This is a genomic window from Klebsiella oxytoca (assembly GCF_009707385.1).
Classification (GTDB): domain Bacteria; phylum Pseudomonadota; class Gammaproteobacteria; order Enterobacterales; family Enterobacteriaceae; genus Klebsiella; species Klebsiella oxytoca_C.
In genome coordinates, this window is record NZ_CP046115.1 from 100,687 (window position 1) to 122,196 (window position 21,510).

20 protein-coding genes are annotated in these 21,510 nt (G+C 56.5%); 7 read left to right on the plus strand and 13 right to left on the minus strand.

The features are described from left to right. Positions 1-11: 11 nt before the first annotated feature. The 7 genes from GJ746_RS00480 to rhaB all read right to left on the minus strand — a co-directional run bounded on the left by GJ746_RS00480 (position 12) and on the right by rhaB (position 8,428). The gene (locus GJ746_RS00480; RefSeq protein WP_154678466.1) at positions 12-1,016 is read right to left on the minus strand and encodes an ABC transporter permease; all 1,005 of its coding nucleotides are present in this window, start codon (positions 1,014-1,016) and stop codon (positions 12-14) included. Then, on the minus strand, positions 1,013-2,017 hold the full coding sequence (locus GJ746_RS00485) for an ABC transporter permease (protein WP_154678467.1): 1,005 nt from the start codon (positions 2,015-2,017) through the stop codon (positions 1,013-1,015). The genes GJ746_RS00480 and GJ746_RS00485 overlap by 4 nt, the downstream gene beginning before the upstream one ends. Continuing rightward, a complete protein-coding gene (locus GJ746_RS00490; protein WP_154678468.1) occupies positions 2,017-3,528 on the minus strand; it encodes a sugar ABC transporter ATP-binding protein in 1,512 nt (503 codons plus the stop codon). The genes GJ746_RS00485 and GJ746_RS00490 overlap by 1 nt, the downstream gene beginning before the upstream one ends. Positions 3,529-3,673: 145 nt before the next feature. After that, complete coding sequence (gene rhaS / locus GJ746_RS00495) at positions 3,674-4,657, minus strand: rhamnose ABC transporter substrate-binding protein (RefSeq protein WP_154678469.1); 984 nt, start codon at positions 4,655-4,657, stop codon at positions 3,674-3,676. Positions 4,658-4,738: 81 nt separating this feature from the next. Continuing rightward, complete coding sequence (rhaD, locus tag GJ746_RS00500) at positions 4,739-5,569, minus strand: rhamnulose-1-phosphate aldolase (RefSeq protein WP_154678470.1); 831 nt, start codon at positions 5,567-5,569, stop codon at positions 4,739-4,741. A gap of 136 nt (positions 5,570-5,705) precedes the next feature. Beyond that, positions 5,706-6,965 carry an L-rhamnose isomerase gene (gene rhaA, locus GJ746_RS00505; RefSeq protein WP_154678471.1) on the minus strand — a complete coding sequence of 420 codons (1,260 nt, stop codon included), beginning with the start codon at positions 6,963-6,965 and terminating at the stop codon, positions 5,706-5,708. Continuing rightward, entirely contained in the window at positions 6,962-8,428 is a 1,467-nt protein-coding gene (gene rhaB, locus GJ746_RS00510) for a rhamnulokinase (RefSeq protein WP_154678472.1), read from the minus strand. The genes rhaA and rhaB overlap by 4 nt, the downstream gene beginning before the upstream one ends. A 311-nt stretch (positions 8,429-8,739) precedes the next feature. Between rhaB and rhaS (GJ746_RS00520) the strand changes: the two genes are divergently transcribed. Continuing rightward, on the plus strand, positions 8,740-9,576 hold the full coding sequence (gene rhaS / locus GJ746_RS00520; RefSeq protein WP_154678474.1) for an HTH-type transcriptional activator RhaS: 837 nt from the start codon (positions 8,740-8,742) through the stop codon (positions 9,574-9,576). Between the two features lie 74 nt (positions 9,577-9,650). Continuing rightward, complete coding sequence (rhaR, locus tag GJ746_RS00525) at positions 9,651-10,499, plus strand: HTH-type transcriptional activator RhaR (RefSeq protein WP_154678475.1); 849 nt, start codon at positions 9,651-9,653, stop codon at positions 10,497-10,499. A gap of 5 nt (positions 10,500-10,504) precedes the next feature. Here the strand turns inward: rhaR and rhaT are convergent, their stop codons facing one another. Then, positions 10,505-11,539 (minus strand): L-rhamnose/proton symporter RhaT, encoded by a 1,035-nt coding sequence (rhaT, locus tag GJ746_RS00530; RefSeq protein ID WP_154678476.1) that lies wholly within the window; start codon positions 11,537-11,539, stop codon positions 10,505-10,507. A 291-nt stretch (positions 11,540-11,830) separates the two neighbouring features. On the opposite strand from rhaT, the gene sodA reads away from it, so the two are divergent. Both sodA and yiiM read left to right on the plus strand, forming a co-directional pair. Then, positions 11,831-12,451: a superoxide dismutase [Mn] gene (sodA, locus tag GJ746_RS00535; RefSeq protein ID WP_154678477.1), complete on the plus strand. Its 621-nt coding sequence runs from the start codon at positions 11,831-11,833 to the stop codon at positions 12,449-12,451. Positions 12,452-12,521: 70 nt separating this feature from the next. Then, positions 12,522-13,196, plus strand: coding sequence for a 6-hydroxyaminopurine reductase (gene yiiM / locus GJ746_RS00540; protein ID WP_154678478.1), 675 nt, complete (start codon positions 12,522-12,524; stop codon positions 13,194-13,196). A 289-nt stretch (positions 13,197-13,485) separates the two neighbouring features. Here yiiM and cpxA read toward each other — a convergent pair whose 3' ends face one another. Next, positions 13,486-14,859 carry an envelope stress sensor histidine kinase CpxA gene (gene cpxA / locus GJ746_RS00545; protein WP_154678479.1) on the minus strand — a complete coding sequence of 458 codons (1,374 nt, stop codon included), beginning with the start codon at positions 14,857-14,859 and terminating at the stop codon, positions 13,486-13,488. Then, complete coding sequence (gene cpxR, locus GJ746_RS00550) at positions 14,856-15,554, minus strand: envelope stress response regulator transcription factor CpxR (protein WP_139537287.1); 699 nt, start codon at positions 15,552-15,554, stop codon at positions 14,856-14,858. The genes cpxA and cpxR overlap by 4 nt, the downstream gene beginning before the upstream one ends. 149 nt (positions 15,555-15,703) lie before the next feature. Here cpxR and cpxP point away from each other — a divergent pair, with 149 nt between their 5' ends. The 3 genes from cpxP to pfkA all read left to right on the plus strand — a co-directional run bounded on the left by cpxP (position 15,704) and on the right by pfkA (position 18,419). Further along, complete coding sequence (gene cpxP / locus GJ746_RS00555) at positions 15,704-16,207, plus strand: cell-envelope stress modulator CpxP (RefSeq protein ID WP_154678480.1); 504 nt, start codon at positions 15,704-15,706, stop codon at positions 16,205-16,207. Between the two features lie 150 nt (positions 16,208-16,357). Next, positions 16,358-17,254, plus strand: a complete 897-nt coding sequence (fieF, locus tag GJ746_RS00560) for a CDF family cation-efflux transporter FieF (protein ID WP_154678481.1) — start codon at positions 16,358-16,360, stop codon at positions 17,252-17,254. A 202-nt stretch (positions 17,255-17,456) separates the two neighbouring features. Then, positions 17,457-18,419, plus strand: coding sequence for a 6-phosphofructokinase (gene pfkA / locus GJ746_RS00565; RefSeq protein WP_154678482.1), 963 nt, complete (start codon positions 17,457-17,459; stop codon positions 18,417-18,419). A gap of 58 nt (positions 18,420-18,477) precedes the next feature. Here the strand turns inward: pfkA and rraA are convergent, their stop codons facing one another. From rraA to hslU, 3 genes are all read right to left on the minus strand, one after another. Further along, positions 18,478-18,963 carry a ribonuclease E activity regulator RraA gene (gene rraA / locus GJ746_RS00570; RefSeq protein WP_154678483.1) on the minus strand — a complete coding sequence of 162 codons (486 nt, stop codon included), beginning with the start codon at positions 18,961-18,963 and terminating at the stop codon, positions 18,478-18,480. Positions 18,964-19,055: 92 nt separating this feature from the next. Further along, positions 19,056-19,982, minus strand: a complete 927-nt coding sequence (menA, locus tag GJ746_RS00575; RefSeq protein ID WP_154678484.1) for a 1,4-dihydroxy-2-naphthoate polyprenyltransferase — start codon at positions 19,980-19,982, stop codon at positions 19,056-19,058. Between the two features lie 193 nt (positions 19,983-20,175). Further along, positions 20,176-21,510 carry an HslU--HslV peptidase ATPase subunit gene (gene hslU, locus GJ746_RS00580; protein WP_004107529.1) on the minus strand — a complete coding sequence of 445 codons (1,335 nt, stop codon included), beginning with the start codon at positions 21,508-21,510 and terminating at the stop codon, positions 20,176-20,178.

The following is a 21,510-nucleotide window of genomic DNA, read 5'->3' on the forward strand; positions in this document are numbered from 1 at the left end:
GAAGGGGGAAATTAAATTCGTCTTCGCTGCATCATCCGGCGGGTAATAATCGGCAGCGAGATCACCACAATCAGCATCGTGCCGATGATGATCGACATCACGATCCCCGGTACGTTGAGCAGGCTCAGGCCAAACGTCACCAGCCCCATCAGGAAAGCGGCGATAATCACCCCCACCATGCTGCCGGAACCGCCGAGAATATTGACGCCGCCGAGCACCGCCATGGTGACGACCGCCAGCTCCCAGCCCATCGCCAGCGTCGGGCGGGTACTGCCGAGCCTTGAGGTCAGGAGGACTGCCGCCAGCCCGGCCATCAGTCCGACCAGCGCAAACAGCACCAGATTGTGGCGCTTAACGTTGATCCCGGAGAACCATGCCCCGGTCGGGTTATTGCCGATGGCGTAGGTCCGGCGGCCAAAGTTGGTTTTATGCAGCAGGAAGGTAAAGGCGGCGGCGAGAAGGATAAACAGCGCAAACTCAAAAGAGAGCGCCCCCCACACGTAGCCCTGACCAAACCAGGCGAAGCTGTCCGGGTAGTGATTGAGCGCCTTGTCGCCCAGCAGAATGTAGGTTATCCCGCGATACAGGCTCATGGTGCCGATGGTGATGACGATCGACGACAGGTTAAAGCGCGTCACCAGGATACCGTTGAACAGGCCGCACAGCAGCCCCACGCCCAGCCCGACGACTACCAGCAGCGGCGTATCTATACCCGCCGCCGCGCAGAAGCCCATCGCCGTTGAGCTTAGCGCCATCGTTGAGGCCACCGAGAGGTCTATCTCTCTGGCGATAATCAGCATCGCCATCGGCAGCACGATGATCGCTTTTTCGGTAAAGTTAAACGTGGCGTCCGACAGGTTCCAGATGTTAAGGAACCAGGGGGATGCCAGGGCATTAACCACGAATATCGCCAGAGTCACCGCCAGCAGAAACCCTTCCCAGCACAGCAGACGGCGCAGCGGCGACGGCGCGGCCGGGGCGCTTTTCATCTCTTCAGATATCATCATTTTGCTCATGATTTCACCGCCTGTTTCTGCCGGGCTAACGCCGCGTTGCGCAGGATTAACCGCCCGTGACCTTTATTGCCGCGCTCGTTAAGCAGCACCGCAATGACGATAACCGCGCCGGAAATCGCCATTTGCCAGAACGGTGAAATGCCGATCACCGGCAGGGCGTTATTGATAACGCCGAGGAACAGCGCCCCGCACAGGCAGCCGAGTACGCGACCAGTCCCGCCCATGGTGCTGATGCCGCCGATAACGCAGGCGGCGACCACCTGCAGTTCAAAACCGTTGGCGACATCGACATAGGCGACGGCGAAGCGCGAGATCCACAGATAGCCGCAGAATCCGGCCAGCGCGCCGGAGAGGCAGAAGCTGACGAACTGCATTTTCCCGGCGTTAATGCCGGTGTAGTAGGCTGCCGTCGCGTTGCCTCCTGCTGTGTACAGGGCCCGGCCGGTGCGGCTGTAGAGCAGGAAATAGCCCACCAGCAAAAGTGCGGCGATGGCGCACCAGCTCAGCAGCGGCAGCCCCAGCAGCGAGGCGCGCGGCAGGCCGAGAAAGTCGGCGCTCATCTGGTGCGAGTTCACCCAGCCGCCGTCGGAGAGCAGGAAAATAATCCCCCGGTAAATGCTCATGGTGCCCAGCGTCACTACGATGGCCGGGATGCCGAGCCGCCAGACCAGCAGGCCGTTAATCATCCCCATTAACAAACCAAGCAGAGTCGCCAGCGCCAGCAGCGCCACCACCGGGATACCCGGATAGTGAGCGTTGAGCAGGGCGACGATCATTCCGGTCAGCGCCAGATTGGCGGCCATCGACAGATCGATGCCTTTGGTGAGCAGCACCATCATCTGCCCGAGGGCGAGGATGATCAGAATGGCGGTGTCGTTAAACATCTCCACCAGATTGCCCGGCGAGATGAACGACGGCGCCCGGCTGCCGATAGCGCCGATCATCAAAATGATGACCGCCGCCAGCAGCGCTTCGCGGTGTTTAAGCAGCTGTTTGCCCATTACGCTGCCTCCTGATTCACGCCGCTGGCGGCGCTGACGATGGTTTCCGCCGTCGCTTCACCGGCGCGATACTCGGCCACCATCAGCCCCTCGTGCATGACGATAATCCGGTCGGCCATACCCATCACTTCCGGCAACTCCGAAGAGACCATAATGACCGCCAACCCCTGGCTGACCAGCTCGGACATAAACTGGTGCACCGCCGCTTTGGAACCGATATCGATGCCTTTGGTCGGCTCGTCGAGAATAATCACCTCGGGATGGGTCGCCAGCCATTTGCCGATCACCACTTTTTGCTGATTGCCGCCGGAAAGGGTCTCCACCGCCTGCCGCCAGCTAAAGGCTTTGACCTGTAAGCGCGAAGCGTACTCATCCGCCAGCCGCCATTCGCGGGCGTCGTTAAGTATTCCACTGGGGTTGAGTTTACTGAGCTGCGGCAGGCTGATGTTCTGGGCGATCGGCAGGGCGATAATCGCTCCCTGCTTCTGCCGCTCTTCCGGCACGCAGACGATACCGGCTCTGATGGCGTCGGCTGGCTGACGAAAGCGCATCGTCTCGCCCTTCAGCACGATGTCGCCGGAAGAGGGATGCGAAGCTCCGCAGAGCGCCTGAATCAGCTCGGTGCGCCCGGCGCCGACCAGGCCATAAAAGCCCAGGATTTCTCCCTTGCGCAGGCTGAAATTGATATGGGCAAACTCGGTGGGGTGGCAGAGGTCTTTCACCTCCAGCACCGTTTCCCCTGGCGTACAGTCGACTTTCGGATAGGTTTGGGTAATTGCGCGACACACCATCATTGCCACCATCCGCTCTTCGGTGATGTCGTTAATCGCGCCGGAGCTGACGTACACGCCGTCGCGCAGGATGGTGTAGTAGTCCGCCAGCTCGAAAATCTCATCGAACTTATGCGAGATAAAAAGAATCGCTTTGCCGTCCTGCTTCAAGCGCTCAACGATTTGATAAAACTCCAGAATTTCATGCTGCGAGAGCGCCGCCGTCGGCTCATCGAGGATCACCACCTGGGCTTCAAAGGAGAGCGCCCGGGCAATGGCCACCATATGGCGCTGGGCGATGCTGAGGGTTTTCAGCGTCGCGCGCGGGTCAATCTGCACCTCAAGGCGGTTGAGGATTTCACTGGCTTTACGGTGCATCGCGGGCCAGTCGAGCCTCTTCAACAGTCCGCGATGCAGATACTGGCCGACGAAGATATTTTCGCTGACCGAGAGTTCGTCGAACAGCACGGTTTCCTGGTGAATGGCGGTGATCCCGACCTTATGCGCTGACTCCGGGGTCGGCAGTTGGATAGGGATAGCTTTATAGAGAATCTCGCCCTCTTCCGGCTGATAAATGCCGGTCATCACTTTGACCAGCGTGGATTTGCCCGCGCCGTTTTCACCGATTAAGGCGGTCACTTTGCCGGGCCAGAGATCGAGCTGCACGTTTTCAAGGGCGCGCACACCGGGAAAAACCTTGGTGATGCCCTTCAGCGACAGCAATGGGATGGATGCTGACATGATAGTTCTCCGTAAAATCGCCCCTCACCCTAACCCTCTCCCCAAAGGGGCGAGGGGACTGTTCGGCGCTCCCTGATAGCATTACGCAGAGGGCCTGACTTTCTCCCTCTCCCTTTGGGAGAGGGCCGGGGTGAGGGAACAGGGATTAGAAAATTTTCGAGAACTTATCGATGTTGCTGGCATCGTAGACGAACGGCTCGGCCATCGCGCCGTTACCGTCGGCGTCGAGCTTCACTTTGCCCAGCTTGCCCATATTGGCTTCGGTTTTGGTCGCCGTACCTTTGACTAAATCGTCGGCCAGATACGTGGCGGCGTAGCCGAGGTCAATCGGGTTCCAGATGGCGAAGCTTTTGCTGGCGCCGGACTTAATCGCTCCGGCCATTTCCGACGGCAGCCCCAGCCCGGTCACGTACACCTTGCCGATTTTGCCCTGATCCTTCACCGCCTGCGCAGCGGCAACAATGCCCACCGATGACGGCGAAACAATGACTTTCAGGTCCGGATATGATTTCAGCAGGCCCACCGCTTCGCGGTAGCTTTTATCCGACAGATCGTCACCGTAGGCGACGGTGACCAGATTGACGGACGGGTACTGCCGCAGCACCTTTTTCATCTCCTCAATCCAGATGTTCTGATTCGTGGAGGTGGGGGTGGCGCTTAAAATCGCCACATCGCCTTTTTCCACGTTCAGCGCTTTCAGCGCATCGACGGCGAGCTTAACGTTGGTTTCGCCAATCAAGGCGTTATTGGATGGATTCAGATGGATCTGGCGGCCCGCCGGCGCGACGCCGGAGTCCCAGGAGACCACCTTAATACCGCGCTGCATCGCTTTCTTCAGCACCGGTACCACGGCGTCGGGATCGTTAGCGGAAATGGCGATCGCGTCTACCCCCTGGGCGATCAAGCCATTGAGCACTTCGATCTGCGCTTCGGCGGTGGTGGTGGGGCCGGTATAGATCACTTTGACATCGCCTAACTCTTTGGCCGCCTCCTGTGCGCCAACGTTCGCTGCTTCGAAGAATCCATTTCCCAATGATTTCGCCACGAGGGCGATTTTAACTTCGGCTAAAGCGGAACCGGACAACGCCAGGATGGCAACGGTGAGGATCAAGCTTGTCTTTGTTTTCATTGCTTTTACTCCACATGAGTTAGTTTTGTAGGGTTTGCAGGTGATGTTTCGCCCCGTCTCGGTGAGCGGGGCGCGATGTTGTTATTGATAAAGGTCTAACGCGGACTGCATCGGTTGAACGTTGAAGCGTTTGCCAAGGGCTACCAGCTCTTCGCGGGTGATGGTTTGTTTCATCCCGCCCATTGAATAGACTTTCACCAGCACTTCGGCGGATTTCTCGGCGGTATCGATCAGGCCGAAGGTTTCATCCAGATTGGGGCCGCTGCCGAAAACGCCGTGGAACGGCCACAGCACCAGCGAGTGTTTCTGCATCGCCTCAGCGGTGGCCTGGCCGATTTCGTCGGTGCCCGGCACCATCCACGGCAGAATGCCGACGCCATCCGGGAAGACTACCAGGCATTCGGTGCTGCCTTCCCACAGCTTACGGGTGAACAGATCGCTGTTGTTCTCCAGCACGTAGGTCAGGGCAATCAGGTTAGTGGCGTGGCAGTGCATGATCACCCGGTCTTTGCCGTTGGTCAGCTTGATGCGCTCGCTGTGCGACAGGAAATGCGCCGGCAGCTCGGAAGTGGGCACTGCGTCGTTGGTCAGGCCCCACAAAATGTGGTATCCCGCACCGTCGCTGTCGACTTTCACCACGCCGAGGTTCGCCGCCGGGTCGAGCTGGACGTTACGAAAGAATTTACCGGAACCGGTGACGATAAACGGCTGGTTGGCCAGCGTTGGCATCGGCTGGCTCAGGGCGATATAGCGCGGTTTAGCGTGGAAATCCGCCGCGTAGGGTTCAATATCCGCTTCGTCCAGGCGCAGCGTCAGGTTACCGCCGTTGCGCTCGTCCCAGCCTTTCAGCCAGGCGTCGGAAGTGGCTTTAATCATGCCCTGGACGAACCAGGCGTCGATAATGGTCTGCATAGTCTTGTCTTTCCTGTTGATTCGGCGCGGGGTTGGCCCCTCGCCCTGAATATGTGCGAGTCCCCGGATTGCGCCGTAAACGGCTTATCCGGGCTACCGGTTCGTAGCCCGGCCGCGACCCGGGGAACTCCAGGTATTACCCGCGCTGGCTCAGAACCGCCTTCTCGTAAGCGCGTACGTTATCCAGCCACTGGCTGCCCGCCGGCGTATCGTGACGCTGGCAGTACATCTCCCAGATGGCCTGCCACGGCAGGCACTTCTGCTCTTCCAGCAGCGCCAGACGGGCGGTGTAGTCGCCGTCGAGTTCCAGCTGACGCAGCTGCCCGGTTGGTTCCAGCAGGGCGCGCAGCAGCGCTTTCTTCATATTGCGGGTACCAATCACCCACGCCGCGATGCGGTTAATCGAAGCGTCGAAGAAATCGAGACCGATATGCACGCGGTCGAACAGGTCGTGGCGGATGATTTCGCTGGCGATAGCCTGGGTTTCGTCATCCAGCAGCACCACGTGGTCGCTGTCCCAGCGTACCGGACGGCTGACGTGCAGCAGCAGGCGCGGGATATAGAGCATGGCGGCGGAGATTTTGTCGGAGATGACCTCCGTCGGATGGAAGTGGCCGGCATCCAGGCACAGGGCGGTCTGGCGGCTGGTGGCGTAGCCCATATAGAACTCATTGGAGCCGACGGTGTAGCTTTCCGCGCCGATCCCAAACAGTTTGCTCTCTACGGCGTCAATATGATGCGCCGGATCCAGCTTCTCGCTGATCACTTCATCGAGCGCGTTCAGCAGGCGCTGGCGCGGCGCGAAGCGGTCAACGGTAATATCTTTCATGCCGTCCGGGATCCAGATATTCATCACCGACGGCGTGCCCAGCTGTTCGCCGAAGTAAGCGGAAATACGGCGGCTGGCCTTGCAGTGATCGATCCAGAACTGACGGATTTCATCGTTAGCGTGCGACAGCGTAAAACCGTCGGCGCTCAGCGGATGCGAGAAGCAGGAGGGGTTAAAATCCAGCCCCAGCTTGTTGGCTTTCGCCCACTCAACCCAGTTTTTAAAGTGCTCCGGCTTGATTTCATTACGCGGCACCGGCGCGTCGGACTCCAGATAGAGCGCGTGCAGGTTCAGACGTTTTGGCCCGGGGATCAGGCTCAGCGCCTGCTCAAGGTCGGCGCGCAGCTCGCTGGCGTTACGCGCTTTACCCGGATAGTTGCCGGTGGCTTGAATACCGCCGGTCAGGCTTCCTTCCGGATTTTCGAAACCGACGACATCATCGCCCTGCCAGCAGTGCATGGAAACGGGCAGGCGGTCCAGCTGGCGCAAGGCCTCTTCGACGTCCACGCCGACGCTGGCGTAGCGCTGTTTGGCAATTTCCCAGGCTTGTTCAAGTTGAGTGGTCATGCGCAAAGCTCCTTGTTCTGTTGTGGCTGAAACTGCGCAACGAAGCGGGCAATTTCATTTTCAGGATTAGGGGTAAAGGTGGTGAGAGCGTAGTTTTGTTGTACCACCTGACGGAATTCATCGACGTTGTTCAGCTCGTCCAGGGTCATCAGCTGGATGCCGATATTGCCGAGCGTCGAGGCCTCAACGGGGCCGGCAACTACGGTAATGCCGCAGGCGTCGGCGCAGAGCTGGTTAAGCAGCTCGTTCTGGCAGCCGCCGCCGACGATATGCAGCTGGCTGAACGGCTGACCGCGCAGCGCCGCCAGTTCGTTAAGCACCCGGGCATAAAGCAGCGCCAGGCTGTCGAAAATGCAGCGCGCCAGCTCGGCATCGTTGGCAGGAACCGGTTGCCCGGATTCGCGGCAGGCGGCCTGAATTTCCGCACTCATGTTGTCCGGATTGATAAAGCGGTCATCGTTGCAGTCGATGACGAAGCGGCAGGCTGGAAGCGCGGCGGTGCGCGCGATCAGCGCTGGCAAGTCGCTAATGTTTTGCTCTTTCAGCACCCGCTGCAGCAGCCACAAGCCCATAATATTTTTCAGCACCCGATAGCGACCTTCGGCACCGCCTTCGTTGGTGATATTGGCCCTTAGCGCCGCATCGCTGGTGCAGGGGGTTTTGCTTTCAAAACCCATCAGCGACCAGGTGCCGGAAGAGAGATACGCGGCGTTTTTGCTGGCCAGCGGCGAGGCGATAACCGCGCTGGCGGTATCGTGACTGGCGACGGCGACCACCGGGATATGATTACCCTGCGGGCAAATCCAGTGGCCAATAACGTTGCCGGGATGCGTCGGGGCACCAAACCACTCGCGCGGCGCGCCGCTCCAGCTCAGCAGCTCTTGATCCCAGCTATCGCTGTTGATATTGACCAGCTGCGTGGTGGTGGCGTTGGTGTATTCCCAGTTCATGTTGCCGGTCAGGCGGAAGCTAAAGTAGTCCGGGATCAGCAGCGCGTGTGCGGCCTGGCTAACCAGTTCCGGCTGCTGTTCAACCAGCGCGCGCAGCTGGTAAAGAGTGTTAAACGGCAGAAACTGAATGCCGCTGCGGCGATAGATTTCCGCCCGGCCCAGTTGTTCTTCGGCATGGCGCATCAGGCCCTGAGTGCGGGAATCGCGATAGGAAACCGGCAGGCCGACGCGCTGGCCCTGTTTATCCAGCAGCACATAATCCACGCCCCAGGTATCAATGCCGATGCTGTCGATCAGAATGCCCTGCTCGCAGACCTTCTCCAGACCGCGGCGAATTTCTCCTTCCAGGCTATCGAGATCCCAGCAGTCGAAGCCATCCACCTTCTGCAGGCTATTGGTAAAACGGTGAATTTCGCGTAGCGCCAGCGTCTGCTGGTCGGATGCATAGCTGGCGAGCATGACCCGCCCGCTGGAGGCGCCTAAATCGACGGCGACACAATGACGAAAACTCATGGCTGGATCCTTATGAAAATCATTGCATGCAGTCTAAAAAAGTCGCGTCAGGCTCACCTTCTTGTTACTGACAGGGAAAATTGGCCGCTGGCAAGAAAGCAAAGGTGACCGTGAGAGAGGTCACAGTTTCGTTTTCTCCGCGGTGGCGTGAGGGATGTGATGTTGTCCGCAGTTCCCGATCTTTCCCGTCATTTCTTGAAAAAGCGGCAGGCTTTACGAATTTTGCGGTCAAAAATTGAAGGCCGGATCGCCAACCCTTAATTACTATTTGCCCCACTGATTGATAACATTTCTCATTTCGAGGAGCTGCTATGACTATGTTGCACAGTGTGGATTTCTTTAAGTCCGGCGTTTCAGCTGTCGCCATTGAGCCGCGGCTCCCGCAATCCGCTTTTCCCGAGCATCATCATGATTTTCATGAGATTGTTATTGTCGAACACGGTACGGGAATTCACGTTTTCAATGGTCAGCCCTATACCATCAGCGGCGGCTCGGTCTGCTTTATTCGCGATCACGATCGCCATCTCTACGAGCACACCGATAATTTATGCCTGACCAATGTGCTCTATCGCGCGCCGGACGCATTTCGCTTTTTGTCCGGGCTGCATGAGTTATTGCCGCAGGAGCAGGAGGGGAACTACCTCTCGCACTGGCGGGTTAATCAGAACGCGCTGCAGCAGGTACGCCAGATTGTTGAGCAGATGGAGAAGGTTGGCGCGGATGCGGATATGCACGCCATCGCCAGCCGCGAGATTTTATTTATGCAGCTGCTGGTGCACCTGCGTAAAAGCAGCCTGGCCGAAGGCGCAGCCAACAACGACGCGCGCCTGAATCATTTGATGGCCTGGCTGGAAGACCATTTTGCAGAAGATATCTGCTGGGAAGAGGTGGCGGCGCGTTTTTCACTCTCTCTGCGTACCCTGCATCGTCAGTTAAAGCAGCAAACCGGGCTGACGCCGCAGCGTTATCTGAACCGGGTGCGGTTGATGAAGGCGCGTCATCTGCTGCGTCATAGCGATGACAGCGTGACGGATATCGCTTATCGCTGTGGATTCGGCGACAGTAACCACTTTTCGACGCTTTTTCGCCGCGAATTCGACTGGTCTCCGCGCGATATTCGCCAGGGGCGCGACGCCATTCTTCAGTAACGCGAGAGCAGTCAACGTATTCGTTGGCATAAACGAGAATAATAATATGCTTATTCGCGTCCGGAGTTGTCGTCGTGGCAGGTCAGCTGATTCTTCGCAAAGATGAATTTTTTGCCTCCCCCACCCAAGCGGTGGCGGTGGCGGATCGCTATCCGCAAAACGTCTTCGCCGAGCATACCCATGAGTTTTGTGAGCTGGTGCTGGTGTGGCGGGGCAACGGCCTGCATGTCCTTAACGATCGTCCGTGGCGTATTACCCGCGGCGACCTGTTTTATATCCGCGCGGAAGATAAACACTCCTACGCTTCGGTGAACGATCTCGTCCTGCAAAATGTCATTTATTGCCCGGACCGGCTGCGGCTCAACTTTGACTGGTCGGCGCATATTCCTGGCCTGTTCGGTACGCCGTGGGCTCCACACTGGCGCATTGGCAGCAGCGGAATGGCGCAGGTCAGACAGGTGATTACCCAGCTGGAGCACGAGAGTAGCCGCAGCGATGCGCAGGCCAATAGCATGGCCGAACTGCTGTTTGCTCAGCTGGTGCTTATTCTTCAGCGCTATCGTTACGCCACCGATAATCTGGCGGCAACCCAAAGCGAAGCGCTGCTTGATAAGCTGCTCACCGAGCTGGCGGGTAGCCTCAATCGCCCCTTCTTTCTCGACCGTTTTTGCGAGCGCGAAGGGTGCAGCGAACGCGCGCTGCGCCAGCAGTTTCGTCAGCAGACGGGCATGACCATCAACCACTACCTGCGCCAGCTGCGCATCTGCCACGCGCAGTATCTGCTGCAGCATACCGAACGGCTGATTGGCGAGGTGGCGATGCAGTGCGGGTTTGAAGACAGCAACTACTTTTCGGTGGTGTTTAACCGCGAGATAGGTATGACGCCGGGGCAGTGGCGGCAGCGCAGTCGCACCGCCGCCTGATCGCGCTAATTCGCCATTCCCAGGCCGACAATATTGGCGGCTATGATAATCACCACGCAGCCAAGGCTCAGCACGCCAACCGGACGACGACCGGCGTTGTTCCACTCTTTGAGGATCAGCCCCACCAGGCCGCCGCACAGCACATAGAAGCTCATATGCAGCATCCAGCTCATGTAGTCGTACTGCGCTGGAATACTGGCGTGTCCCCAGGCGTAGAAGAAGAACTGGAGATACCACATCAGGCCGCCGAGGGCGGAGAGCAGGATATTGCTGATGATGAGCGGTTTTGCCAGCGAGAAGTCGGCTTTTATCGACAGATCTTTCACTTTTGCCAGACGGATAAAGCAGAAGCCGAGGTTAACCAGCGCGCCGCCGCCCATGATCACCACATAGCTTGGCAGCGCGGTGTAAAGCGGGTCGACGCCGAGCGCGGCGGCGGCTTCATGCATCGGCTTGGCCGCGTTCATGGCGAACGACATACCGGCTGAGAAGATGCCGCACATCACCGCCAGAAGCAGCCCTTTTTTCAGGTTGAAGTCTTCAGCTTTGATGCCCATTTTGCGCTCTTTCAGCTGGCCTGCGCGGGTGACAATACCGACGCCAATCACCGCAACCAGCACGCCGAGCAGCGTCATCCGGCCGCCTTTAGTGTTAATCAATACATCAAACTGACCGTTGAGAATGGGCGTCATCAGGGTACCGACAATCAGCGTAATACCAATGGCGATGCCGATCCCCATCGACATACCGAGATAGCGCATCGTCAGGCCATAGTTAATATTACCGATACCCCACATGGCGCCGAACAGGAAGACGGGCAGAAGCGTGGAGGCGTCAAAAGAGCCGTAATAGGACCAGAAGTCGGGCAGCAGCATGGCGCTGATGGCCCAGGGGAGAATCAGCCAGGAGACGATCCCGCCAATAGACCACATCGTTTCCCAGGACCAATGTTTAACTTTCTTGAACGGGGCATAGAAACAGGCTGCACTGGCCGCACCTATCAAATGCCAAAAAATACCCATCGTAATCGCGTGATTCATTGATTTTATCCTCATCTATTTTTTATCGGATAAATCTTCTTCCGACCCGATGAGTGTAAAAATCGGTCAGTTTTTCCGCCTTTAAGCTGTTGCCACCAGAAGCTCAATCCTGGCAACCAAAAACTTAATTAGTTGTTCTGTATCACAAAATCACATCTATAACCCCATGTTATAACCTTATTAAAAATACGGCATTGATAAGCGTTTTCAATATCATTTAATTAACTATAATGAACCAACTGCTTACGCGGCATTAACACTTTCCGCCGCTCGACAATAATGGAGATGATTATGAGTTATACACTGCCTGCCCTGCCGTACGCTTATGACGCCCTGGAACCGCATTTTGACAAGCAGACGATGGAAATCCATCACACTAAACACCACCAGACCTACGTTAATAACGCTAACGCTGCGCTGGAAAGCCTGCCCGAATTCGCAAACCTGTCCGCAGAAGAACTGATCGCTAAACTGGATCAGCTGCCGGCAGACAAAAAAACCGTACTGCGTAACAACGCGGGCGGTCACGCTAACCACAGCCTGTTCTGGAAAGGCCTGAAAACCGGTACCACTCTGCAGGGCGACCTGAAAGCGGCTATCGAGCGCGATTTCGGTTCCGTTGACAACTTCAAAGCGGAATTTGAAAAAGCGGCTGCCACCCGTTTCGGCTCCGGCTGGGCGTGGCTGGTGCTGAAAGGCGACAAGCTGGCTGTCGTTTCTACCGCTAACCAGGACTCCCCGCTGATGGGCGAAGCTATCTCCGGCGCTTCCGGCTTCCCGATCCTGGGCCTGGACGTGTGGGAACACGCCTACTACCTGAAATTCCAGAACCGTCGCCCGGACTACATTAAAGCGTTCTGGGACGTGGTGAACTGGGACGAAGCTGCAGCGCGTTTTGCCGCCAAAAAATAAGGTTGCATTGTGCTGAGCGAGAAGCGAGTCTGATGACTCGCTTTTTTTATATCCTGGCAAAGGAGCAACGATGCACTATCCGGTGAACGTCTTTGTGGGCAAGGTAAGGGATTACGACGGCAGTCGTCCAAGCGCTATCGGTAAAATTCAGGTTGATGGTGAGTTAACCCTCGGCGAATTGGGGCTGGAGGGTGATGAGCAGGCCGAGAAGAAAATTCACGGCGGCCCGGATCGCGCCTTGTGTCACTATCCCCGTGAACACTACGCCCATTGGGCTCTTGAACTTCCTCAACAGGCGGATCTTTTCTGCGCCCCGGCGTTTGGCGAGAATCTCTCAACCGAAGGGCTGACGGAAAAAAACGTCTATATCGGCGATATCTACCGCTGGGGAGAGGCGCTGATTCAGGTGACGCAACCCCGTTCGCCGTGCTTCAAGCTCAACTATCACTTTGCCGTCAGCGATATGGCGCAGCTTATGCAGAATAGCGGTAAAACCGGCTGGCTGTATCGGGTGGTGGCGGGCGGACAGGTGTCCGGCGATGCGCCGCTGGAGCTGCTCTCCCGCCTGAGCGATGTAAGCGTCCACGAGGCCGGGGCGATTGCGTGGCTGATGCCGTTTGATGATGAGCAGTATCACCGCCTGCTGTCGGCCGCGGGGCTGTCGGTGAGCTGGAGCCGTACCATGCAGAAACGGCGCCTTAGCGGGAAAATCGAAGATAATTCGCGGAGATTGTGGGGCAAATGATTCCCCGGATGGCGTCGCGTAGCGCCTTATCCAGGCTACCCGATTGCAAGTGGCGGTAGCCCCGTAGCCCGGCTGAGCGCAGCGCGAGTCGGGAGATTTCCCGGATGGCGTCGCGTAGCGACTTATCCGGGCTACCCGATTGCAGGCGGCGGTAGACCCGTAGCCCGGCTGAGCACAGCGCGAGCCGGGAGATTCCCCGGATGGCGTCGCGTAGCGACTTATCCGGGCTGCCCGACTGCAGGCGGCTGTGAACCCGTAGCCCGGCCCGGCAAAGCGCGGGCCGGGGGGATCAGGTACGCTTGTACAGCGGTAGCCAGATGGTTAAGCGTAAACCGCCCAGCGGGCTGTCGTCGGCTTTAACCCAACCGCCATGCTGTTGAACCGCTGCTTCGACAATCGCCAGCCCCAGGCCGGTACCACCAGACTCGCGGTCGCGCGCTTCATCGGTACGGTAGAACGGACGGAAAATCTGCTCGCGATCCTCCGGACTCACGCCTGGACCGTCATCGTCAACGTTAACCGTGATTCCGTCTTTATCCACCGAGAAGCTAACGGCAATTTTTGTATGCGAGTAGCGCAGTGCGTTACGCACAATATTCTCCAGCGCGCTTTCCAGCGCATTGGGGTTGCCGTATAGCGGCCAGGGTCCTGGCGGATACTCCACGGTGAACGATTTACCCACCTGCTCGGCTTCAAAGGCGGCGTTATCCAGTACCTCGCCCCACAGCTGGTTGGCTTTCACCGTTTCGCTGACCAGCGCGGTTTTTGCCTGATTGCGCGACATCACCAGCAGATCGTTAATCATGCTATCCAGCCGGTGCGCTTCCATCTCAATTCGCTCCAGCTCTTTGCTTTCCCCGCTGCGGCGGCGCAGCAACGCGGTGCCTAACTGCAGGCGGGTAAGCGGCGTGCGCAGCTCGTGAGAGATATCGGACAACAGACGATGCTGGCTGGACATCATGCGTTCCAGCGCGGTCACCATCTGGTTAAAACTGGTCCCGGCGGCTAAAAACTCCTGAGGACCGGATTCCAGTTCAGGATGCTGGCGCAGGTTGCCCTGGGCGACTTCATCAGCGGCATTTTTCAGTTTACGCGCCGGTTTTGCCAGGCTCCACGCCAGCCAGAGCAGCAGCGGGGCGCTGACCAACATCGTGACGATCAGCAGCAATAACGGACGGTCGAAGAGCAGATTGATAAAGTCCGATTGTGACGTACTGGCAGGGCGAATCAGATAGAGTTGATAGTTATCTTCCCCATCCCTGACGGAAAAGGGGCCGACCATTTCCAGACGACCATAGCGCTTTTTCTGCGGATGGTCGGCGTTATCCGCCTGGCCGATAAAGTTGCGGATAATCTGCATTTCGTTGCGTTCGGCACCGATAACGCGACCTTCGCTGGTGACCAGCAGCAAACGCTGGCCCGGCGGAGCCCACTTATCGATGGCGCGAAACAGACGACGCCACCACATCAGGTCGTTCGGCGGATCGTTCGCCAGCTCGGCCTCGACGTGTTGTTCAATCATGATGCCCTGACGTTGCTCGCTCTCCAGCAGCTCGGTCATCTGGCGCGAGTCCAGCTTGGGCAGCATCAGAACCAGCATCAACACCAGTGCCAGCGTGAGCCAGAAAATAGCGAAGATGCGTGCGGTTAAACTTCCAATCATGAAGCCGATACCATCAGATAGCCGCGTCCACGCAGGGTTTTAAACCACGGGTGGCCATCTTTGCGCTCCGGCAGCTTACGCCGCAGGTTGGAGATGTGCATATCGATTGCGCGATCGAATGGCGTCAGGCGTTTACCTAAGACTTCCTGGCTAAGATGCTCACGCGATACCACCTGACCAAGATGCTGCGCCAGGAGATAGAGCAGGGTGAACTCGGTGCCGGTAAGTTCCAGCGTCTGGCCATCGAAACTGGCTTCCTGGCGGCCCGGATTAAGGCTTAGCGCATCTACTTCCAGCGTCGGTGAACCAGCCTCGGTCGTTTGCTGCTGCTCGCTCCAGTGTGAACGTCGCAGAATAGCGCGTATACGCGCCACCAGTTCACGATCGTTGAACGGCTTAGGCAAATAATCATCCGCGCCCAGCTCGAGGCCGAGAACGCGATCCAGCTCGCTGCCGCGGGCCGTTAGCATGATAACCGGGGTCTGGTGTGTCTGACGCAACTCTTTGAGCGTATCGATACCGTTTTTCTTAGGCATCATCACATCAAGCAAAAGCAAATCGATGCTGTCGTCCAGAAGGGCCAGCGCCTGTTCTCCATCATGGGCAACGAGCACATTAAAACCTTCCATATCGAGCAGCTCTTTTAACAGGGAGGTGAGCTCCCGGTCATCATCTACTAACAGTATTTTATTCATCGTTTAAATACCTCCGAGGCAGAAATTACGTCATCAAGGCCCGCTAATCCATGACTTTACGTTGTTTTACACCCCCTGACGCATGTTTGCAGCCTGCATCGTAAACTCTCTCTCGTTGAATCGCGACACAAACGTTTTGGGAGTATGTGATGCGCAATGTTATCGCTGCCGTAATGGCCTCAACGCTGGCGCTAAGTGCATATAGCCAAGCCGCTGAAGTCGTCACCAGCGTTAACTGGCTTCCCGGAGACGAACGGGTACAGCGCACCAGCCAGAGCCATATGTTTGACGGCATAAGTTTAACTGAACACCAACGGCAACAGTTACGAGATCTTATGCAACGGGCCCGCCACGACAGGCCACCTGTTAATGTTAGCGAAATGGAGACAATGCATCGCCTTGTCACCGCAGAAAATTTTGATGAAAACGCTGTACGCGCTCAGGCAGATAAGATGGCGCAGGAACAGGTTGCGCGCCAGGTTGAAATGGCAAAAGTCCGCAACCAGATGTACCACCTGTTAACGCCAGAGCAGCAAGCGGTTTTAAACGCTAAGCACCAGCAACGAATGGATCAGTTGCGTGAGGTTGCACGGATGCATAAAGGCTCAGCGATGATGCTTTCGAGTAGTAGCAATACCCTGCAACCCCAGTAACAACCCTGTTTTCCTTGCCATAGACACCATCCCTGTCTTCCCCCCTCATGATGAGGGGGTTTTTTTTGCCTGTTCTTCACCTCTTTCCTTGCTCGCCGCCCCGGTAAAAGATCGGGTTATACTAAGCGCATCGCGAAGTAAGGAGCGTTTATGAGTCAATCCTATGGGCAACTGGTGAGCCGCGCGGCAATTGCAGCGACGGTGATGGCCTCTGCGTTACTTTTGATTAAGATTTTTGCATGGTGGTATACCGGTTCGGTGAGTATTCTGGCGGCGCTGGTTGATTCGCTGGTGGATATTGCGGCTTCGTTAACCAATCTGCTGGTGGTGCGTTATTCGCTGCAACCCGCCGATGAGGAACATACCTTTGGCCACGGTAAGGCGGAATCGCTGGCCGCGCTGGCACAAAGCATGTTTATTTCCGGATCGGCACTATTCCTGTTCTTAACCGGCATTCAGCACCTCGTGCGTCCTGAGCCGATGAATGCGGCAGGCGTCGGGATGGTGGTGACGCTTATTGCGCTGATAAGCACCCTGGTACTGGTAACGTTCCAGCGCTGGGTGGTGAGAAAAACGCAAAGTCAGGCGGTTCGGGCGGATATGCTTCATTATCAGTCTGATGTTATGATGAACGGCGCGATTCTGATCGCGCTAGCCCTTTCCTGGTACGGCTGGCATCGCGCCGATGCTCTGTTTGCATTAGGTATTGGCGTCTATATTTTATATAGCGCGTTGCGCATGGGCTACGACGCCGTTCAGTCGCTGTTAGACCGCGCGCTTCCAGATGAGGAACGCCAGGAAATTATCAATATCGTGACCGCATGGCCGGGAGTCAGAGGGGCACACGATCTACGGACGCGGCAGTCAGGGCCGACTCGCTTTATTCAGATTCATTTGGAAATGGAAGATAACCTCCCGCTGGTTCAGGCTCACGTTATTGCTGACCAGGTGGAGCAGGCGCTGTTGCTTCGTTTCCCGGGGTCCGATGTGATTATCCATCAGGATCCATGCTCTGTGGTGCCGTTAGCGCAGCACGGAGTTTTATGATCTTTAGGTTAAAGTCTGTAAACTCGATGTAATACTGTGGGGCGGATCGGCATCTTTTGTATAAATTACCGCCATTTGGTCTGACCTGAATCAATTCAGCCAGAAGCGTTTGATATACTATTGCAATTATCGTTGGGCACTCCTGGTGAGGGGCGCTTCAGGCAACAGGATTATTTTTTGCTTCCTAAGTTCAGAGGTAGTCATGATTAAGAAAATCGGTGTGTTGACAAGTGGCGGTGATGCCCCGGGCATGAACGCAGCAATTCGTGGCGTTGTGCGCGCGGCATTAACGGAAGGTCTGGAAGTTTTTGGAATCTATGACGGTTACCTCGGCCTGTATGAAGATCGTATGGTTCAGCTCGACCGCTACAGCGTTTCCGATATGATCAACCGCGGCGGCACCTTCCTCGGGTCAGCGCGCTTTCCAGAATTCCGCGAAGAACATATTCGCGCGGTCGCTATTGAAAACATGAGAAAGCGCGGCCTGGATGCGCTGGTTGTTATCGGTGGTGACGGCTCCTATATGGGTGCTGTGCGCCTGACTGAAATGGGCTTCCCTTGCATCGGCCTGCCGGGCACTATCGACAACGATATTAAAGGTACCGATTACACCATCGGCTTCTTTACCGCACTGAGCACCGTTGTAGAGGCAATTGACCGCCTGCGCGATACATCTTCTTCTCACCAGCGTATTTCCGTCGTCGAAGTTATGGGCCGTTACTGCGGCGACCTGACTCTGGCGGCAGCTATCTCGGGCGGCTGTGAATTCATCATGGTTCCTGAGGTTGAGTACACGCGTGATGATCTGGTTGCTGAAATCAAAGCGGGTATCGCCAAAGGCAAAAAACACGCAATTGTGGCGATCACCGAGCATATGTGCGACGTCGATGAGCTGGCTCACTACATTGAGAAAGAGACCGGCCGTGAAACTCGTGCCACCGTACTGGGTCACATTCAGCGCGGCGGTTCTCCGGTTCCTTATGACCGTATTCTGGCGTCCCGCATGGGCGCATATGCGATTGAACTGCTGCAGCAGGGATTCGGCGGCCGCTGCGTCGGCATTCAGAACGAGAAGCTGGTGCACCACGACATTATCGACGCTATCGAAAACATGAAGCGTCCGTTTAAAAGCGACTGGCTGGATTGCGCCAAGAAGCTGTACTAAGCCTCTGGCAGAAACAAAAAGGCCTTCTCTATGAGAAGGCCTTTTTTATTGGCGATGATTACTCGATATCCAGTGCGTCCTCGGAAAGGATGATCCCGGTATTATCGGCGTAAAGATGGTCGCCGGAAAAGAAGGTGACGCCGCCGAAGTTGACGCGCACGTCGCTTTCGCCGATACCTTCACCCGTGGCCCCCACAGGAATAGCCGCCAGCGCCTGGATGCCAATATCCAGCTCCTCCAGATCGTCAACCTGGCGCACTGCGCCGTAGACGACCAGACCTTCCCACTCGTTTTGTACTGCCAGACGCGCCAGGTCAGCGTCAATTAATGCACGTCGAACTGAACCACCACCGTCAACCAACAGGACATGACCACGGCCGTTCTGTTCGAGCATATCGTAGAGCAACCCGTTATCCTCGAAACATTTCACCGTAATGATTTGTCCACCAAACGACGACCGTCCTCCAAAGTTGGAGAACAGAGGTTCCACGACGTTGACATCCTCCTGGTAGATGTCACAAAGCTCGGAAGTATCGTATTTCATAGGCTTAACGTTTAGTTGCTGCGAGAATTTTCAGTATATCTCGTGAATCGTGCTGTTGGCAAAATCATCAATTGTTAATTGATATTTGTCAGTTAACCAGCCAGCCCGCTGCAAATAATTCCGATAACAAACAGCAGGTTGGTTAACAGCGCCCCTTTAACCGTTCTTTCCAGCATCGGCCGCATGGCGACGGGGTCGAGCTCACGCAGAACATAGCGCGCCTGCTTAACCAGCAGCGGCGTAGCCAGCAGGAAGAGCCAGCCCCAGGGATTATGCAGCGAAATAAGGTTAAACAGCGCCAGGCAAAGCAGAGCGCCGATCAGCAGGCAGGCATGGTAACGACGAGCGTTAACCGGACCCAGGCGCACGGCCAGCGTGTTTTTGCCATTTTCACGGTCGCTGTCAATATCGCGCAGGTTGTTAATATTCAGCACTGCCGTAGCCAGCAGGCCGCAGGCGGTGGCGGGTAAGAAAATGACTGCTTCAACGCTATGCGCCTGAAGATACCAGCTTCCGACGACGCTAAGCCAGCCGAAGAAAATCAGCACGGAGATATCGCCAAGGCCGATATAACCGTAAGGGCGGGTACCGACGGTATAGGTAATAGCGGCAAAGATGGATAGCCCGCCGAGAACCATGAAACCGATAAAATCAGCCATGGTTTGCCAGGCTGAGAACAGCAGCGCCAGGCCGGAGAGGCAAATCAGCACCACGGTCAGAATCAACGCACGCTTCATCTGCTCCTGAGTGATAACCCCTTTCTGCATACCGCGCAGGGGACCGATCCGGTCAGGCTTGTCGCTGCCTTTAACCGCGTCTCCGTAATCGTTGGCCAGATTGGAAAGGATTTGTAGTAAGCCGGCGGTAATGATGGCCAGCAGGGCAACCCAGGGATCGAAACTGCCCTGATGCCAGGCGAGCGCGGAGCCGACAATAATCGCGGCGAAGGCCAGAGGCAACGTTTTGGGGCGCAGGCTTTCCAGCCAGGCCTGAGTGCGAGTGATAGGGTGTTCAGTCATGGGTTCCGGCCAATAAAAAATGGAGCTATACCCGTCATACATCAAGCTGCAGGTGCGCTGGCTACGCTTGTTCACCCCAGGCTCTTACGTCAGTAAGCTCCCGGGGATTCTAAGGCTTGCCACCTTGATGCAGCTTGAATGATTTCGTGTATCTATAGCCCCATCTATAGTGATGAAAATATATTTAACCGGATTATAAGATAAAACGGCTCAGATCTTCATCTGCCACCAGCACATCCAGATGTTTACCAACATATTCTGCATCGATGGTAACGGTTTGGCCGTTCATTTCGCTGGCATCGTAGGAGATGTCTTCGATCAGACGCTCCAGTACGGTGTGTAAACGACGCGCACCAATGTTTTCGGTCGTTTCGTTGACCTGCCATGCGGCCTGAGCGATGCGCTTGATACCGTCATCCGTGAACTCGATATTCACGCCTTCGGTGGCCATCAGCGCTTTATACTGCACGGTAATAGAAGCGTTCGGCTCGGTCAGGATGCGCTCAAAGTCGTGGGTAGTCAGCGCTTTCAGCTCAACGCGAATCGGCAGACGACCCTGCAGTTCCGGGATCAGGTCGGACGGGCTGGCTACCTGGAACGCGCCGGAGGCGATAAACAGAATGTGATCGGTTTTCACCATGCCGTGCTTGGTAGAGACAGTGCAGCCTTCAACCAGCGGCAGCAGGTCGCGCTGTACGCCTTCACGCGAGACATCAGGGCCGGAGGAGTTGCCGCCGCGCTTACAGATTTTGTCGATTTCGTCGATAAACACGATACCGTGCTGCTCAACGGCGTCGATGGCGTCCTGCTTAAGCTCTTCCGGGTTGACCAGCTTCGCCGCTTCTTCTTCAATCAGCAGCTTCATCGCGTCTTTGATTTTCAGCTTACGCGGTTTTTGCTTCTGCCCGCCCAGATTCTGGAACATAGACTGCAGCTGGCTGGTCATCTCTTCCATGCCCGGAGGGGACATGATTTCAACGCCCATCGGCGCAGCAGCGAGATCGATCTCAATCTCTTTGTCGTCGAGCTGGCCTTCGCGCAGTTTTTTACGGAAAGACTGGCGCGCGGCGGACGGTTCCTGAGGCTGTTCAGCCTGGCCCCAGTTGTTTTTCGCCGGTGGGATCAGCACGTCGAGAATGCGCTCTTCCGCCAGCTCTTCCGCGCGATAGCGGTTTTTGTCAATGGACTGCATGCGCACCATTTTGATCGCTGCATCGGTCAGATCGCGGATAATCGAATCCACTTCCTTACCAACATAGCCCACTTCGGTGAACTTAGTCGCTTCGACCTTGATGAACGGCGCGTTGGCGAGCTTGGCCAGACGACGCGCGATTTCCGTTTTACCGACGCCGGTCGGGCCGATCATCAGAATGTTTTTTGGCGTAACTTCATGACGCAGCTCTTCGTTGAGCTGCATACGACGCCAGCGGTTACGCAGAGCGATGGCGACGGAGCGCTTGGCTGCGTCCTGGCCGATAATATGTTTGTCCAGTTCGCTGACAATTTCGCGTGGGGTCATTTCAGACAT